Origin of the sequence: Bacillus sp. GB_SG_008 (genome assembly GCF_052038115.1) — a bacterium.
Lineage (GTDB): Bacteria > Bacillota > Bacilli > Bacillales > Bacillaceae_G > Bacillus_A > Bacillus_A rhizoplanae.
Map to the genome: position 1 here is coordinate 303,226 of NZ_JBPZSK010000005.1, position 17,637 is coordinate 320,862.

The window sequence follows — 17,637 nt, forward strand, 5'->3', positions numbered from 1 at the left end:
TGTTGATAATGAAACTCGGATTAAACCGAAGAAGGGAACAGACTGGTCGATGTTCCACGGCAATGCCCAGCATACCGGGGAGGCAAAAGATACACTTGCAGCTGGTCTGAGCCTTGACTGGACATACCGTACACCTGGAACAATCCTTACTTCGTCACCTGCCATTTCAAATGGTGTGGTTTATATTGGTACACGTGATGAAAGCGGTAATGAGCATCACGCTATCCATGCAGTTGACCTTGAGACAGGTAAAAAGCGGTGGGAAGTAAAAGCAGACGCACAGGTACAAGCTTCGCCTGCTGTTGCAGACGGAATTGTATATGCTTCGTCGATTCGCGGTACACTTTATGCCATGAATGCAGAAACCGGAGAGGTAATTTGGGAAAAGACTGTTGGGAAGGATGAAGTACAGCGCGCTTGGATGTACTATTCTCCAACGGTAGTAGATGGAGTAGTCTACCAGGCATACAGCACAGGCAGCGGCGGTAAAATGATGGCTCTTGATGCCCGCACAGGTGCAGAAATATGGAATGTTCCTTTAGCTGGCGGCTGGATTGTAGAATCCACTCCTGTCGTTCAGGACGGGAAAATTTATGTTGGAGGAGATGGCGGCTGGCTGATCTCACTTGACGCTTCAACCGGTAAAGAATTATGGAGGAAAAAACCTGCTGGTGGCTGGATGCACTCTATGCCTTCTATCTCGGATGGACGGATATATATGGGGTACGGCGGCGGATTGCTGGTTACTCTTGATGCAGCTACGGGCAAAGAGCTATGGCGTTACAAGAGCCCGGATTCATCCTATATTGCTGGCGGTACAACTGGATCCTCTCCTGCAGTAGCGGCTGGAGTGGTGTATATGGGATTCCCGGATGGAAACGTAGCTGCGTTCGATGCAGCCACTGGTACAAAGAAGTGGAGCTATCGCACGAAGGGTGGGATTATTTCTTCTGCGGCGGTTAGTGGTGAAACTGTATTTATCGGCTCGAACGATGGAAAACTTTATGCATTTGACAAATTAACCGGACAACCTTTATGGGAGCACGAAATAGGAGCATGGGTAGCTTCTTCCCCGGCTATTTCCGGAAATACGTTAGTTGTGGGAGCATTAGACGGGAACCTGTACGCCTTTACTCCAGGAGGAAAGGCTGCACAACGCTGGCCGAGACTATCTGGACAGGTAACGGACAGTGTAACAGGAGAACCGATTGGAGGGGCAACGATTGTTGCGACAGACAGCCAAGGAAACAGCCAGGTTTCTACAACAAATGCTGACGGACAATACCTTATCGGACTGCAGCCTGGCAAATATTCTCTTACAGCTAAACGCAGGGGCTATCAAAGCGGTGCGCCAGTTTCCGTAGAAGTTGCCAGCGGGGAAGTGAAAACAGTTGCATTTAAAATAAGTGAAATCACAGCACCTGTGGCAGGAATGTCCCTGGAAGCGCCGGATTTTAATGCTGGAAGCCCGCGGCTCGATGCCATGACGGGACAAACCTATCACTATATCATGAATAACCGCATCCAAGCGACGATTTCCTCACAAATTGGCGCTAATAACCTGGCAGGTACATTTCAGCCAGGCTGGCTTGGGGACATTGCCTTGCTTGATGACAACGCACTGGAAACGCTCGATTGGAGTGAATGGATCCTTTCACCGACAATGAACGATCCAAAGCGTCCTTGGAACCGTGATGGAGAGTGGCTGTCATTATCGAATATCGAAACGGTTGGCGATACCATTCAGGCATCCGGACAGGCACAAATAGATCCTTCTATTAAAGCTTCTGTTACGTATCGGGCACTTCCAAATGCACCGGTGGTAAAGTTTACGCTCGAATTGGAGAATACGGGTGAGAAGGATTTCAATGGTTATTTCCAATACCTGCTTGATCCAGACAGTGCAGATGACACAGCGTTTGTTCCAGGGATTACGAAAACAAATCCCGGCTTCATGACTTCAGGATGGACTGGAAACTATATTTATGACGGACCGAAAACTGCCATCTCCAGCCCTGCTCATGGAATTGCTTGGACGAAGGATCAGCCCTCCGGATTAAGTGCTTTTGGATATATCTTCGGAGCATCATTTGATGCTAGCATGAAAGCTGGCGAAAAACGTACGATTAGCTGGTATCATATTACGGACTATCCTGCCGACGGAAGCAATCCTGCAGCAAATATTGCTAAATGGGCAAATCAACTTGCTTCCATTGATCCGGATGTTGGTTTGGAATAAAGTTTGATCAGAAATGTTTTGCAAACCCTTATTTAGTGAGAACCGAAAAGAATCCATTTTGAAAAAAGATTAATCAAAATGGATTCTTTTCTTTTTGGATGAACTTTTCGTTTTATAAAAAAGTTTGATCAAAAATGCGTAAATATATAGAAAATAAAAAGAAGCTGATCATCTACATATAGTAGGTAATCAGCTTCTTTTTATTGTGAAATAGACTTTTTTAATGCCCTCTGTAGCTTTTGAATTAAGTTTGATAAAAAGTGTGTGATAACGTATTGCATCGCAACTTTTTTATAAACGTCGCGACTTTGTTTTAAACATCGTAACTATTTTATAAACATCATGACTTTATTTCAAAGCTACACTAATAGTTTTTTATGCATTTTAAAAGTCTGTGAAAGAAATTCAATAATAGTGATTCATGAATCATTTCCATAGCCTTAGATAGGAATCTTTACATTGTGTATAGAATATCCCAAAACAATCTTATTTTTTAGTTGAAGGAGATGTTGTAATGGAAGTAACTATTCGTCCCGTTCAGATACAGGATGCTAGTGCAATTCATCGTATTTGTATACAAGATGCAGTTTTGCCATATATGGTTTTCATGCCGAGTATGAGAGTAGATGCTATGGAAAATAGAATTCGTAACTTAGGACATAATCAATTTGAATTTGTTGCGGAGTTTGATGGTAATGTTGTTGGATTTGTAGGTTTAACGCAAGGACAAGGACGAAGATCGCATTCGGGAGATATATTTATCGGTGTAGATAGTGAATATCATAAAAAAGGAATTGGGAAAGCATTACTCACAAAAATTCTCGATCTTACGGACAATTGGCTAATGCTTGAAAGGATAGAACTTGGCGTTCTCGAAACAAATCCTGGTGCACAAGCGTTGTATGAAAAATTTGGTTTTATAGAAGAAGGAACAAAGAAGGGGAGTTTAAAAGCAAACGGTAAATTTATTGATGAAATTATGATGAGTCGCCTTCGTCAAAATGGTCTGGTTATGCAAGCGTGATTATTGTGTAATTACAATAAAGTCATAGACTAAACAAGAAAAAGGTATAGACTACATTCAAATCCTCATCATACTTTTTGAAAATATGATGAGGATTTATTTGTTTATGCTTTTTTCATTTATCTAAAAGCGAATGAATGAGGTGACTTCTTTGTTTAAATGGAACAAAGAAAAAAGTAATATAGCCTTCTGATGAAGTAAACCAAAATAATGAAATGATAGAGAAAACAACGTTTAAATACAAACGTTGTTTTTTATGTACTTTTCTTACAATTTGTCTTGTTATTTCTTAAAAGGTCATTTTATTTCAAATAATGTTGTAACAATAATACTGTATGATGCATAGCATAAAGTATACACTGTATGACATATAGTATATAAAAAATGAGGTGGGTGAATGAGTACATTATTGAATTCATTAACGACAGAGCTTAGGAGAGGAACGTTGACATTAGCCGTTTTAAGTCAATTACGAACACCCCAGTATGGATATTCACTTGTTCAGTTATTGGAGGAATCGGGCATTACCATTGAACAAAGTACCTTATATCCATTGCTTCGCCGATTAGAAAAACAGGAATTAGTGACGAGTAGTTGGGATACATCAGAGAGTAGACCCCGTAAGTTTTATGTTTTAAGTGAATATGGGTTAGAGATCTTTTTGCAGTTAAAAAAGGAATGGCTTAAGAATTCGAAAGAACTCTATAGCTTATTAAAAAAGGAGGAAGACGATGAATCTGATTGAGATTTATATACACGAAGTTACTCGGAGACTGCCTGAAAAAAATCGTGAGGATATTGCTCTAGAGTTACGGTCAACCATAGAGGATATGCTGCCTGATGATTACAGTGAAGAAGATGTAAAGGCGGTTCTTGAAAAATTAGGGAGCCCAGTCACAATGGCTAATGGTTATCGAGACTGGCCAACGCACTTAATTGGTCCCCGCTATTTTGATGGATATGTGACGCTACTAAAAATGAGTTTACCGATTGCCGCTGTCATTACGTTAATTTCGATGATTGCCATATATTCTATTGGGTATAGTGGAGAACAAGCGGTTATAAATATTGTTTTTAGTCTTATAGGCAAAGGAATAGGGAGCATCATTGAAGTAGGGATCCACGTATTCTTTTGGCTAACACTTGTGTTTGCTATTTTAGAAAGAGCAGATAAAGGAAGAGATGGGCAGCCATTAACAGTAAGCTTAAAAAAATGGACTCCTGATGATTTGAAAAATATCTCTTATGTCCCTAAGAAAAAAGCGATTTCAAAGGGCGAAGTATTTGCAAGTTTAATGTGGACTGCGATTTGGTCAACTCTTTATTTTTATGCGAATCATCTTGTAGGTGTATATGAACGCGGTAGAGACGGACTTGAATTCGTGACCCCAACTTTTAATCAGGAAGTTTTACATGGATATTGGCCAATCGTTCTTGTTGTAATTGGTTTCGAAATAGCATTAGCTCTTTATAAATTATTAAAGGGGCAATGGACAAAAGGAATTGCAATTTGTAATGCTGCACTCCAGCTTATCGCAACCATTGTATTCATTGTTATAGTAACAAATCCGAACGTGATAACCCAAGATTTTATTACGTATATGACTAATTTATTTACCATAACAGCTAATCAACTTGAAACATGGATAGTTGGCGGTGGAATTTTCATCTTTATTTTATTTACAGCAATCAGTGTATTTGATGGCTTCCGTAAGGCTAGAATTCGTTAATATATTTGCTTATTAAACTACCATTACGTACTTTAAAATCAGAATAATCATGTTGCTATTGTATCTTTGAAATAAAGTGGAACCGTTTTGAAAAAGATGAACTGTTTATAAAAGTTAAACCGTTTTTATGGTTAATTAAGAAACTGTTGAGTGATAATAGAGTTGTTCCGTTAAAGGGCCATAATATTGAATAAGAGATCACATAAAATCTGACTTTTTTATGCTAACAGGATTCTGAAAAAGCCAAAACGTTGATTCATCTACAATCTATAAAACTGTATAAACGATAAAATATGAATAAACACCAATCCCTTGAACCGTAAGGGATTGGTGTTTTTGCTCACTTCATATAGATTAGCTAGTATACAACAGGTATAAAATTTAATAAGGCATCTTTTAATATAAAAAGTGAAATCACTAATTTTTTATCGCGAACTAAGACTTACAACTGAGTCTATAATTTGGTCCCAGTCTTCACTATGAATCTCATGACCTGATCCATCAAGAGCCACTAATTCAGCATGGGGAATAGCTTTCGCAAGAGCAAGTCCATGCTCGTATGGGAGAGCTGGATCTTCTGTGCCATGAATAATGAGGACAGGTACGTTGATCTCACCCATTCTATCATAATACTCGCCTCCGCCTTGCAGCATGGCATGATTGAATCTGCTCGGCAGCTGTTTAGCTCGGGCAGCCTCTCTTTCCGCCAGTTTATATATTCTTACCTCCTCGTAAGGTTTGGAACCACATAAAGTTTTCCATCCACCCGCCAGATAGGAAATGACCGTCTCACGATTTGACCAATCTATGGAAGCACTTTTCGCATGGTAATCCAGTATGCTTTGATCCATTGGAGGCAGTTTTTTCATCTCAGTCCCGAACACACTTGATGCAATTAGGGTAAGCGTAAATATGCGTTCTGGATATCTCAGGGCAAGAATCTGACCGATCAAACCGCCCAGGGACATTCCAACGATATGGGCCCGCTCTATGGAATAAGCATCCAGGACTCCAACCGCATCGTCAGCCATGTCCGTTATTGTATAGTTAGAAGTCCCAGGTTCATAAGTGACGGATCGTCCCAAATCACGATGATCGTACCGAATGACAAATCTCCCCTGATCTGCAAGACGGAGGCAGAAGTCCTCATCCCACCAGTCTAATGAAGACATCGCTCCCATGATTAAAAGCACAGCAGGATCCTTAGGGTTTCCAAAACTTTCTGTACATATATCTACTTTATTTACTTTCAGTATCTGTTCACTCATGTTTTTACCTCCTTTTAAATGTTAAATGATTTGGAAATCATAACCATACTTATTTCTGTTAATATAGGGGTATTCCCTCCATACTAAAGTTTTCTTTACCCCTTTTATTTTTTATGCTGCTATGCATACTATTCCTTTTAATTCTAGGTATTTGAAAATTAATGTTTAATGGTTAGTACTTATAAAACTATTACATCGTGGAAACAATCTTCACCTACTAATGTGATTGATAAAACAATCTCTAAAACCGCAAGTTATGTTATTCCATTAAAGGGCCATTTAATGTAAGAAGAGAAATGAAAATCCATCTCTCTTTATGTCGTAGTTAACACAAACTGTGAATAAAATATTAAAAGAAAACAAGTGAACAAACTGATTTTTTTGAATGTAATGTTCGAAACTAAAATAAGTAGGGAGACGGTGCAGTGAGCGAAATAGATAAACGAAACAGATTAAGTAAAGAACCTTTTGCTTATCAAATAACGAAAAAAGGAACGGTAGTAATCTATTACGGAGGTAAACAAATTAAAATTGTAAAGGATAGAGAGGCAGAGCGTCTTATAGCAAGAATCAAAGAAGTTGAAGATAATATAACTGAAGTACAGTTATTGTTAGCTAAAATTACGGGTAACTTTAAACGTGGTAATGAGAAATTTGGTAAAAATAAAAGCAAATAAACTTAGCCTTTACTTCGTAGTTCGCAAACAATGTTGGATGGTTTAACAATCGGGTGCGTTACTGGAACAATGATAATGCGGTTTCTTCTTCAAGTAACGGGGACAAGTTAATGGAAGAAGCTATGTGAAAATATAAATTCATGTGTTGATGTTAAAATGTAATATACAAAATCCAGGAGGTGATTATATGGAAAAATCTATACATTATACGATTGAGCCCCCTGATAACTTTGAGCAATTACTGCCCCTATATGAATCTTTAGGATGGAATTCACTTAAATTAACAGTTAATGAATTGGAACAAATGTGTAATCAAAGTTGGTATGCAATATATGCTTTTGATAAGCAACAATTAGTAGGTATGGGACGTGTTATTTCGGATGGTGTAATTACTGGAATTGTATGTGGAGTGTGTGTGCTACCAAGCTATCAGTCTGAGGGAATCGGAAAAGAAATGGTGAATCGAATTATTCAACATTGTGAGCAAAATGGAGTAATTCCTCAACTTATGTGTGTAGAAAGTTTGGAAACATATTATGAAACTTTTGGATTTAAGAAATTTACCATTGGTATGACAAAGAATATAAATCGATAAATTTAAATTAATTTATTGTAGGGGCCTTGGCAGAAAAACTGCGATTTTCTGCCAAAACCCTTTGTAGAATTAACGGGTGCTCATATTGAATAAGCAATGATCTTCAACAATCGGGCGCTTTAATTGAAGAAAAGTTGAAATGGTCAAATATACAAAACCAAAAGAATCATACGACGAATTAGAAAAATTAACAGCTAATGCGGAAAAAGTATTACAATTGCTGCAATTACCTTATCGAGTAATTACATTATGTACAGCCAATATGGCATTCCCATCTGCAAAAACATATGATATTGAAGTATGGTTACCGAGCTATGGAACATATCGAGAAATTTCTTCTTGTTCAAACTGTGAAGATTTCCAAGCTTGCCGTGCAGGTATTCGTTTTGGTCGTACACAAGGAGCAAAACCAGAATTTGCGCATACATGAAATGGTTCTGGATTACGGTAGGGCACACAGTAGCAACGATTTTAGAGAATTACCAACAAGAAGATGGGTCAGTTATGATTCCGGAAGTATTGCGCTCATACATGGGTGGAAAAGAAGTTATTAAATAAGACAGAGTAAATATGAAAATAAAAAACAAGCCTCAGTAGGCTTGTTTCTTATTTTGAACAGATATATCTGTTCGATCAATGATTAAATTATATGTGAGTCCCATTAATACTAATAAACCTCCAACGATCTTACCAACCGATAGTTCATGTGAATTGAAAAAATCAATGATAATTCCCATACTTAATTGACCAATAAAAATGAGTAATGTCAAATAGAAGGAAGATATTTTAGGGATAATATAGTTTGATAATCCAATTACGATAACACCTACTAATCCTCCTAAATAAGCGAAAAACGGTATGGATTGCAATGTCGTGTAGGACATATTAAAAGATTCATTACTAAAAACTAAAAATAGAAAAGAAAAAGCTAGACCAGTGATATAGTTGAAAAAAGTACCTTGGAAAATTCCAATTTGAGTTGCTAAGTTTGCATTAATTACTCTTGCGATTACAATGGAACATCCAGCTAAAATGGCAATACATATATATAACATCATTTACCCTCCGTTAAAAAATATTCATGACAAAAATTCCAGAAGCAATAAGTAGTAGGCCGACCATTTTCTTTTTTTCAAACTTCACAACTTTCATTCCTAATAATCCGAAATGATCGATGATAATAGAAGTAATCGATTGACCGAGTAAGCCTAAAGCGATTGTTAAGGATACACCAAGCTCCGAAAAGCTAATATTGTTAAATAGTACGGTGAACACTCCAATAGCTCCTGCGCTATATAAGTAGAGCGGGATTCCTTTGTGAATCTTAATTTTAAATTTACCAACTAGTAAAATGATAATAACCGCAATTAATCCAACAATATGAATAAGAACGCTGGCGTTATAGTTTCCTATAACTTCTGCTAAGATGCCGTTTAATGGAAGCATAAGTGCGATAAAAGCACCAATAAGTGCGGAAAGTAATTTGTACATAGCGTTTCCTCCTTGCAATTTTAATCATAATTTATCATGATTGGATTAAGGGGTATTATGACATATGTCATAGTAAAGAGGGGATTTGGAGGATTTATGAAAAAAATATATGATCCGCATAAGTTAGATGAGTATATTCAAAAGAATAATATTGAGGGATTTTTCAGTAGCGATATAAAATCTGTTATGGAATTGTTGTTATTTAAAAAGAATGAATACATATGTAGAGAAAATGAAACGCTTTCTTACCTTTACTTCTTTGTAGAAGGAAAAGCGAAGGTATATACGACTTTAAGTAACGGTAAATCTTTATTATTAACTTTTTATAATCGATTTGAAGTAATCGGAGATGTAGAATTGGTCCGTTCTCAAAAAACTTTTTCAAATGTTCAACTGATAGAGGACTCATATTGCATTGGAATCCCACTAGAAAAAATTAGAGTACGTTTACTTCATGACGCAACTTTTTTAAGCTTTATTTGTGATTCTTTAGCCCATAAACTAGCTAGACTTGCTCAAAATAGCTCTATTAATTTACTTTATCCACTTGAGAGCCGATTAGCGAGTTACATTCTTGCGACAAGTGAAAAGGTTGAGGATAGAGAAAAAACAATGATATTTCAAGGGAATTTAACTGAAGTATCGGAGCTATTAGGGACGAGTTATCGACATTTACTGCGAACATTAAATACTCTTTGTGATAAAGGAGCGTTAGAAAAGAAGGGAAGTTATTTTGAAGTAATAGACGAGCCTTTACTGGAAGAGTTGGCGGCAGATGTTTATAAACAAAATTAAATATATGTTTGTAAGGAAAGCAGTGAGTAGGGTAAGATGATTTTTATTAATGATGAAAATACGATAAAAAATGAAATAAGTACGATCTTCCTTTAGAATAATGAAAAGCCGATTTTCCTTAACGTACAGGAAATCGGCTTTTTTCTTGTCGAAATTTGCTTAGCGTACAGTGGTCATGTATTTATTAAGAATAACGGAAGAATATATAGAAAATGCTACATAAATAGGAAGTTTGATCAACTTAGGGGGGACAACCTTGTTCAATCGGATAGTAAAAGCTGTACCTAATTTATTTACGCTTGGAAATTTATTGTGCGGTGTTTTTTCAATTACCTTGAATATGAGTGGCTTTTTGGAAGTAGCCTCCATTTTTATTTTCTTTTCGGCTGTTTTAGATTTTCTTGATGGAAGGATTGCGAGAAAATTAAAAGTGAATAGTGAACTTGGCGTAGAATTGGATTCCTTAGCTGATATTGTTAGTTTTGGGGTTGCTCCTGCACTTCTATTTCATTCGATAGCAGCACCATCTATTTTAACTTCTTTGGCATTTATCCTTTTTCCAATGATGGGTGCTTTAAGATTAGCTAAATTTAGTGTTAAACCAACCATTGGATATTTTAAGGGATTACCTATCCCAGCTGCTGGATTACCATTGGCCGGTATGAGTTTGTTTTCATATAGTAATGCATGGATTACCTTAATCCTTGCTCTCTTAATGGTAAGTCCAATTAGGTTTAAAAAACTTTAATTTGGGTCCCGCTCCATTGCCATCAAGCCTTTATGGAATATCGTTTATTTGAGTAAGTATGATTTCAATGAGGAATTGCTAAAACATATTTCACTACTGGGATGGGAGCCTATAAACTTTCTTAGAGTAAAAAGTCAGCTCGTTTTATCGGAAAATGAGCAAGAAAACCCCACCTTCAAAACGCGCAGGGCATAGCCCGGTTTAAGGTGGGGATGAATTGCCATTACATTCATAAAAAATTTTTGGTATTGATACGAATGTATGTTCTTTTTTGGCGTTTTGTAGTATCATGAAGGAAAGAGGAGAAGGAGGTGAAAATCATGACGAAAGAAAAAGAATATGCAACCTATCAAATTTGGATTAAGCAAGGTCACAAATTGTACGCCTACTTCATGGAAATGTGTCAAAATGCAAAAAATCTCTACAATACAACGAATTTCTATATTCGCCAAGTATATACGGCCTTACATGCTGGTAAACCATTACAGCCACTTCAACAAGAAGTCCTCCATACATTACAAATGTACATCGAAACTATGAATGAAAATCAACTTCGTGCGTACCAAAAACGTGTGCAAAAACAGAAAGAAAAACCTGTAGAAGAACGGAACGAAATCAAGTGTAATTTGTTTGCATTCCCTACAAAAGAGAGATCATTCCTATCGTATAACTATCTAGATTGTTTGTTTAAAACAATGAAACAACAAGATTATATGAACTTGCCAGCGCAAACGAATCAAGCGGTTATGAAGAAGTTATATCAAAACTGGAAATCATTTTTTGCATCCATCAAGGCATATATGAAACATCCTTCCACTTTTACGGGTAGACCTCGCATTCCAAGATATATCAAATCATCTATGAAAGAAATTGTATTCACGAATCAAGTGTGTAAACTCCAAGATAAGTACATTCGTTTTCCAAAAACAAGCATAAGATTAAATGTCGGTAAATTGTTCGGATCTATCGAAAATCTCAAAGAGGTACGTGTTTCCCCTGCTTACGGGAAATTTAAAGTGGAAATTGTGACAGAACAGTCCGAGCCAGCACCTGAGTATGTTGACAACAATCGTTATATGAGTATTGACTTAGGGATTAATAACATTGCAACTATCACAACGAATACAGGGAACATCCCGCATAATCTACTCATTGAAATGATCACCTATAAGGCGAATCGACAAGGTATTGCTGTACAAGTAGTGGAAGAATCGTATACAAGCAAGGCTTCCTTTCTAAACAATGATGAAATCCCCACTTATGGTGAAGAGGACATTCCTGTATTCAGTGGAAAACGCATCAAACGTGGCTTGTACCGTACAAAACAGAATAAACTACTGAACGCCGATGTGAATGGTTCCTATAACATCTTAAAAAAAGCAGTTCCAAAGGCGTTTGCCGATGGAATAGAGGGGTTGTGCCATCAGGCAGCTGTGTCAACTCCACTCGTGTTAAGCATCTCTTGAAGGTGATACACGAAAAACCCCCACTTTAAGATCCGAAGGAGATAAGTGGCGGGAGTTTTCATATCGAAATTTACTTAGCATATATTTTCATTAAAATGTGGGCGGGACCCTATCGCTATCAAGTTAAGAAATTTACTGTTCCCCAAAATGAAAATTTCATCTCTCCATAGTTGTTCGTGGGAATACAGATTTCGGTTTTCTGGGTTTGAAATAAAGTCACGATGTTTATGTGAAATTAGGAAAGAAACAAGGAATCACTATATAAATAGTAGAAGAATTATATACAAGCAAGATTAGGATATTAGAAAAGCTCTACTAAAAAGTGTTTCAACTTAATGTAATAAGAGAAAGCTAATCGAGTTGTTTTTACTACTATTAGGAAGGGGTGTAAAACTTGCATACAAAACGGTGTACGCATAATAATTGCAAATGTTTTATTGTACCTAACTATATTTTGGAGAATTTAGCACAAAATGAAGTAGAAACAGCACGAATTACTTTGGAGAAAAGTCTAAAAATTCGAAAGCGTAGAATTTTGAAAGAATATGATATTAATGGTGTTGTCGCTTTAACTGATGCTGGAACAGGAACGCGAGGTGAGTCTGCTCGCCATGTATACGATTGCAAAGGGACGACAAATCTTAGAGTGAATGAGGTTAGAAAAGAAGGAGATAGATCAAGTGGGGATACTGTGGTTAACCATGCGTACGATTATGCTGGAATTGTGCGTGACTATTTTAAGAATGTGTTCCACCGTAATTCTATTGATGACAATGGGCTAGATCTCATTCTGAATGTTCACTATGGGCATAACTTTCAAAATGCCTATTGGGACGGTGATGAAATGGTGTTTGGTGATGGAGATGGAATTATTTTTACAAGTTTTTCAAATTCACTCGATGTTATTGGGCACGAACTTACACATGGTATTACTCAATTCACTAACGGATTAGAGTATGAAGGACAACCCGGAGCTTTGAATGAACATATTTCGGACGTGTTCGGAATAGCAATTAAGCAATCTTATTTAAAGGAAACAGCGCGAGATGCGGATTGGCTAATTGGTGCTGATATAATGGGACCAACACTAAAAGGACAAGCCCTTCGTTCAATGAAAGCACCTGGTACTGCATTTGATAACCGACTAATGGGTAAGGATATGCAACCTGATCATATGAAAAACTATTATCAGGGAGATCTTGATCACCATGGTGTTCATATCAATAGTGGCATACCAAACAAGGTATTTTATCTTGTATCTATGGAGATTGGAACAGATAAGGCAGCTTTGATATGGTATAATGCAATACAAAATTTATTTACAACTACAAACTTCAATCAATTTGCACAAATCGTAATTAAAGCAGCGCAAAAACTTGTTGATAGTAGAGAAGTTCCTAAAACGGCTGCAAAAACAGTAGAATCTGCTTTTAAAACGGTGGGAATACCTTCTTAGACATATTCTTTATCATGAAGTTGGAGGCTTAATATTCATATGCATATCCAATTTAGCTGTATCGGGGGAATCGCTAATCTCCATTTAACCTTTCAGACAAATACGGTCGAGTTACCAAAGGAAATAGCTAAGGAATTACTTGATTTAATCAAGCAAGCTAATATTTTAAATCTTAAACCAAGTGAATTAGAGGTTGTTACAATCAATGGAGCGGATGCTTTTTCTTATCAGCTAAGGATAGAAGATGGAAAAGAGCCAAAATCCTTTTCATTTACCGATGTAACAGCTCCGCAGGAAGTGCAACCTTTATTGGATTATTTACGTAATTTGGCGATTGCCGAAAAAATGGAAGAATAATAAAAAAGAACTCACTATGTATATATTTACATAGTGAGTTCTTTTTGTTTTGGGGTATTTTTATTTGTTAGCTTGATGGGGATAGGGCGGGACCCCGCATCCATCAACTTAAGAAATTATTGTTCCTAAAAACGAAGGGGCATTATGATATAACGCTGTCAATATATCTACTAGGTAAAGGGATATTTTTTTGATTAAATTAAATTCACTTAATTTAATCTTTAGTAAATTAATAATTAATATAGTAAAATAAAGTCCTGAAAATAAAAAGGGGTGTTTTTTCTTGCGTACAATGCAACAATTATTACAAAAACGAGCAACACAATCACCAAGTATTGAAGCACTTGTTGGTGGAGGGGCAAGATATTCATTTAAAGAATATAACGAACGAGTAAATCAGCTTGCGCATTACTTGTTAAACAGCGGTGTGCAAAAAGGAGATCGTATCGGTGTTTTATGTAAAAATAATCATCCGTTTCCAACGATTATGATGGCAAGCTTAAAAATCGGTGCCGTACTCATACCTTTTAATCATCAACTTACTGTTTATGAATTAGAAACGATTGTAAAAGAAGCGAAGCTAAAGGTATTATTTTATGATGCTGAATTTAACGAAGTTTTATCTAAAGTTGAAGCAGTAAAAGAAATTCAACATGTACTAGAAACTGAAAAAAATATGGAAGTATCAAATTCATTTGAATTACGATTACAAGACCAGCCGAAGACGGAACCAATGGTAGAAGTTCATGAAGATGACGATGCGATTTTCTTATTTACTTCTGGAACAACCGGAAATGCGAAAGCATGTGTCATTGGCCATAAAAATTTACATGATTATTTTACGGAAATTGCAGGCCAAAGGGAGGTTCCAGTAGGCGGACGTTTTCTTTCCGTACATCCACTTTTTCATATGAGTGGTGTACTTTCTATATTAAATTGTATTTATTACGGTATCACGATGATTTTTCTATCTGATTCAAATCCTAGTCTCATTTGGGATACGATTGAAAAAGAGAAGATTACAACTATGCTTGCGTTTCCAGCTGTGTACAGTTATATGCTTGATGAATTAAATAAAAAAGAACGTAATATTCCTTCTTTCAAAGTAGCACAAAGTGGTGGAACAAAAGTACCTGAAACTCTTATACAAAAGTATGCGGAGAAAGGAATCTTTATGGTACAAGGATATGGAAGTACAGAAGGTTGGATCGTAAGTTCATGGAGACCAGATATGGCGAAAGAAAAAATTTCTTCTGTAGGAAAACCTATTAAACATGTAGGGGTAAAGATTATTCATCCAGAGACAGGAGAGGAATTACCTGCGAATGAAGTGGGAGAGATTATTGTAAAAAGTCCATATATGTTTAAAGGTTATTGGAATAACGAACAGGCAACAAGAAAAGTAGTAAAGAATAATTGGTTTTACATGGGTGATGCCGGGATGCTGGATGAAGACGGATGCTTATATATAATGGGAAGATACAAAGATGTCATTGTACATGGTGGCGATAATGTATATCCAGATCAAGTAGAAGAAGTAATTCATGAAATAAGTAGTGTGTTAGAAGTTGCAGTAGTTGGAATTCCAGATGATTTTTGGGGAGAAATTCCAAGAGCTTATATCGTGAAAGACATCCACACATCACTAACAGAAGAAAATATTATTCAGCACTGTAAGTTAAAATTAGCGAGCTATAAAATACCAGAAGTAATATTCGTTGAGGAATTACCAAAAAATGCTTTAGGAAAGGTATTAAAAAGAGAGTTGAGGAGTGCTGCCCTAGTAAAAAATGATTAAAGGAGTTACCTATTTTAAGTGATAAGTCCGGTTATGTTTTATACATAACTGGACTTTTTACTTGTTTTAATGATTTACTAAATTTTGTATAAGATGATAAAGAATATTCACTCAATAATTGTGTGAGTAATATAAGAGATGCTTTAGAAGTTTTATAAGTTAAGAGTTGTCATATTGCGGTTATTCCTTTTGCCTAATCACCCAGTACATCATAATCAACCTGAAATGTGTTCGTATATATTGTCTAATTTTTTACAGACTGTGTAAGCTGCTAGTCGAGAAAGCTAACTTTTGGGTATAATAATAAAGAAATTTATCAATTTATAGTATCGGTTAGGAGCTCAGTAGGTATGAAAACAGTTGTTGTCGTAGGTGGAGGTATTACGGGACTCTCTACTATGTTTTACTTAGAAAGATTAAAAAAGGATTACAATATAGATTTAAAATTGATCCTTGTAGAAAAAGAGGAATATTTAGGCGGGAAAATTCACAGTGTAAAAGAAAATGATTTTATTATGGAAACAGGAGCAGATTCAATTGTTGCTCGAAATGAAAATGTGATGCCCCTTGTAAAAGAACTGAATCTAGAAGATGATATGGTATATAACGAAACTGGTATTTCTTACATTTATTCAGAGAATACGTTACATCCTATTCCCGCTGATACAGTATTTGGAATCCCTACAAGTGTAGAGTCGTTGTTTAGCAGTACGTTAGTCTCAACGAAAGGGAAAATTATTGCACTGAAAGATTTTATTACTAAAAACAAAGGCTTTACGAAAGATACATCGCTTGCTTTATTTTTAGAAAGCTTTTTAGGAAAAGAATTAGTTGAGAAGCAAATTTCTCCTGTCCTTTCAGGGGTATATTCCGGTAAATTAAATGAACTTACAATGGCATCTACATTACCATATTTACTTGACTATAAAAATAAATACGGCAGTATTATTAAAGGGTTTGAAGTGAACAAAAAACAATTCCAGGCAGCTGGAAATAAAAAGTTTTTATCGTTCAAAGGAGGACTCTCTACGATTGTTAATCGGTTAGAAGAGGTGTTGACTGAGACGGAAATACGAAAAGGAGTAACAACGACAAATGTAAGTAGATTCGGTAATGGGTATGAAGTTTCTTTTTCGAATCAAGAGAAACTAAAGGCGGATTACATTGTTTTAGCTGCTCCTCACGATATTGCACAAGCAGTACTAAATTCTGCCGAATTAAACAGTGATTTCAATAAATTCAAAAATTCATCTCTTATTAGTATTTATTTAGGATTTGAAATACCTGATAATCAATTACCGGCAGATGGGACAGGCTTTATTGTTTCAGAAAATGGTAATTTATATTGTGATGCTTGTACATGGACAAGTAGGAAATGGAAGCATACATCAAATAAACAAAACTTATTAGTAAGAATGTTTTATAAAAGTTCAAATCCAGCGTATGAAAAGATTAAAAATAATAGTAAAGAAGAATTCATTCAAGTTGCTTTATCTGATATTAAAAAAAGTCTTGGAATTCAGGGTGAGCCGCAGATTGTTGAAGTTACAAACTGGAAAGACTTAATGCCAAATTATCATTTAGAACATAATCAGGCAGTTCAATCTTTGAATGAGAAATTGTCAGCTGCTTTTCCAAATGTTTACTTAGCTGGTGCTTCATATTATGGTGTAGGCATTGGAGCTTGCATAGGGAATGGAAAGAATACGGCAGATAAGATTATGAAAACATTACATACTTGTTCGGAGTAATGTCACCTTTATCCCGCATTAACGGGCAGTAATACTCCCACCTCAAAATTCGGCGAAAGCAGAGAAGTTAGGCGGGAGATAAACTGCCCGTAAAAGCCCGATTGGTTCAACTAATAATTAGTGGGGGATGAAGAACCCCCACTGATTAAAGTTTCACTTTATATTTTTGATGAAATCCTCCTCTAGTATAAGAGGAGGATTTCGTACATTGTTGTACCTATATAAATCCATTTTAATTTTTC

The 17,637-nt window shown here is 36.2% G+C and carries 16 protein-coding genes and 1 pseudogene; 14 read left to right on the top strand and 3 right to left on the bottom strand.

The window, feature by feature from the left end:
• Positions 1 to 49 precede the first annotated feature (49 nt).
• From ACTDJC_RS15305 to ACTDJC_RS15320, 4 genes are all read left to right on the top strand, one after another.
• Complete coding sequence (locus ACTDJC_RS15305) at positions 50 to 2,239, top strand: outer membrane protein assembly factor BamB family protein (protein WP_440604012.1); 2,190 nt, start codon at positions 50 to 52, stop codon at positions 2,237 to 2,239.
• Between the two features lie 514 nt (positions 2,240 to 2,753).
• Positions 2,754 to 3,263, top strand: coding sequence for a GNAT family N-acetyltransferase (locus tag ACTDJC_RS15310; RefSeq protein ID WP_440603920.1), 510 nt, complete (start codon positions 2,754 to 2,756; stop codon positions 3,261 to 3,263).
• Between the two features lie 397 nt (positions 3,264 to 3,660).
• On the top strand, positions 3,661 to 4,008 hold the full coding sequence (locus ACTDJC_RS15315; RefSeq protein WP_253629904.1) for a PadR family transcriptional regulator: 348 nt from the start codon (positions 3,661 to 3,663) through the stop codon (positions 4,006 to 4,008).
• Complete coding sequence (locus ACTDJC_RS15320) at positions 3,995 to 4,993, top strand: HAAS signaling domain-containing protein (protein WP_440603921.1); 999 nt, start codon at positions 3,995 to 3,997, stop codon at positions 4,991 to 4,993. Before ACTDJC_RS15315 ends, ACTDJC_RS15320 begins: the two co-directional genes overlap by 14 nt.
• A gap of 425 nt (positions 4,994 to 5,418) precedes the next feature.
• Here ACTDJC_RS15320 and ACTDJC_RS15325 read toward each other — a convergent pair whose 3' ends face one another.
• Complete coding sequence (locus tag ACTDJC_RS15325; RefSeq protein WP_440603922.1) at positions 5,419 to 6,261, bottom strand: alpha/beta fold hydrolase; 843 nt, start codon at positions 6,259 to 6,261, stop codon at positions 5,419 to 5,421.
• A gap of 425 nt (positions 6,262 to 6,686) precedes the next feature.
• On the opposite strand from ACTDJC_RS15325, the gene ACTDJC_RS15330 reads away from it, so the two are divergent.
• The 3 genes and pseudogenes from ACTDJC_RS15330 to ACTDJC_RS15340 all read left to right on the top strand — a co-directional run.
• Positions 6,687 to 6,938, top strand: a complete 252-nt coding sequence (locus tag ACTDJC_RS15330; protein ID WP_098310205.1) for a hypothetical protein — start codon at positions 6,687 to 6,689, stop codon at positions 6,936 to 6,938.
• 187 nt (positions 6,939 to 7,125) lie between these two features.
• Positions 7,126 to 7,533: a GNAT family N-acetyltransferase gene (locus ACTDJC_RS15335; RefSeq protein ID WP_440603923.1), complete on the top strand. Its 408-nt coding sequence runs from the start codon at positions 7,126 to 7,128 to the stop codon at positions 7,531 to 7,533.
• Between the two features lie 130 nt (positions 7,534 to 7,663).
• Positions 7,664 to 8,091, top strand: a pseudogene (locus tag ACTDJC_RS15340) (aminoacyl--tRNA ligase-related protein); the annotation flags it as partial.
• 32 nt (positions 8,092 to 8,123) lie between these two features.
• Here the strand turns inward: ACTDJC_RS15340 and ACTDJC_RS15345 are convergent.
• Positions 8,124 to 8,588, bottom strand: a complete 465-nt coding sequence (locus ACTDJC_RS15345; RefSeq protein ID WP_098310207.1) for a DMT family transporter — start codon at positions 8,586 to 8,588, stop codon at positions 8,124 to 8,126.
• A 13-nt stretch (positions 8,589 to 8,601) separates the two neighbouring features.
• Positions 8,602 to 9,024, bottom strand: coding sequence for a DMT family transporter (locus tag ACTDJC_RS15350; RefSeq protein WP_098310208.1), 423 nt, complete (start codon positions 9,022 to 9,024; stop codon positions 8,602 to 8,604).
• A 96-nt stretch (positions 9,025 to 9,120) separates the two neighbouring features.
• Here ACTDJC_RS15350 and yeiL point away from each other — a divergent pair, with 96 nt between their 5' ends.
• From yeiL to ACTDJC_RS15385, 7 genes are all read left to right on the top strand, one after another.
• Complete coding sequence (yeiL, locus tag ACTDJC_RS15355) at positions 9,121 to 9,819, top strand: transcriptional regulator YeiL (protein ID WP_098310209.1); 699 nt, start codon at positions 9,121 to 9,123, stop codon at positions 9,817 to 9,819.
• Positions 9,820 to 10,075: 256 nt separating this feature from the next.
• Positions 10,076 to 10,567 (top strand): CDP-diacylglycerol--serine O-phosphatidyltransferase, encoded by a 492-nt coding sequence (pssA, locus tag ACTDJC_RS15360; RefSeq protein WP_098310210.1) that lies wholly within the window; start codon positions 10,076 to 10,078, stop codon positions 10,565 to 10,567.
• Positions 10,568 to 10,887: 320 nt separating this feature from the next.
• Entirely contained in the window at positions 10,888 to 12,033 is a 1,146-nt protein-coding gene (locus tag ACTDJC_RS15365; RefSeq protein ID WP_440603924.1) for a zinc ribbon domain-containing protein, read from the top strand.
• Between the two features lie 394 nt (positions 12,034 to 12,427).
• Positions 12,428 to 13,489, top strand: coding sequence for a M4 family metallopeptidase (locus ACTDJC_RS15370; RefSeq protein WP_440603925.1), 1,062 nt, complete (start codon positions 12,428 to 12,430; stop codon positions 13,487 to 13,489).
• 39 nt (positions 13,490 to 13,528) lie between these two features.
• Positions 13,529 to 13,846, top strand: coding sequence for a protealysin inhibitor emfourin (locus tag ACTDJC_RS15375; RefSeq protein WP_098310213.1), 318 nt, complete (start codon positions 13,529 to 13,531; stop codon positions 13,844 to 13,846).
• Between the two features lie 283 nt (positions 13,847 to 14,129).
• Entirely contained in the window at positions 14,130 to 15,644 is a 1,515-nt protein-coding gene (locus ACTDJC_RS15380) for a class I adenylate-forming enzyme family protein (RefSeq protein WP_440603926.1), read from the top strand.
• Between the two features lie 350 nt (positions 15,645 to 15,994).
• The gene (locus ACTDJC_RS15385) at positions 15,995 to 17,395 is read left to right on the top strand and encodes a protoporphyrinogen oxidase (protein WP_440603927.1); all 1,401 of its coding nucleotides are present in this window, start codon (positions 15,995 to 15,997) and stop codon (positions 17,393 to 17,395) included.
• Positions 17,396 to 17,637: the final 242 nt, after the last annotated feature.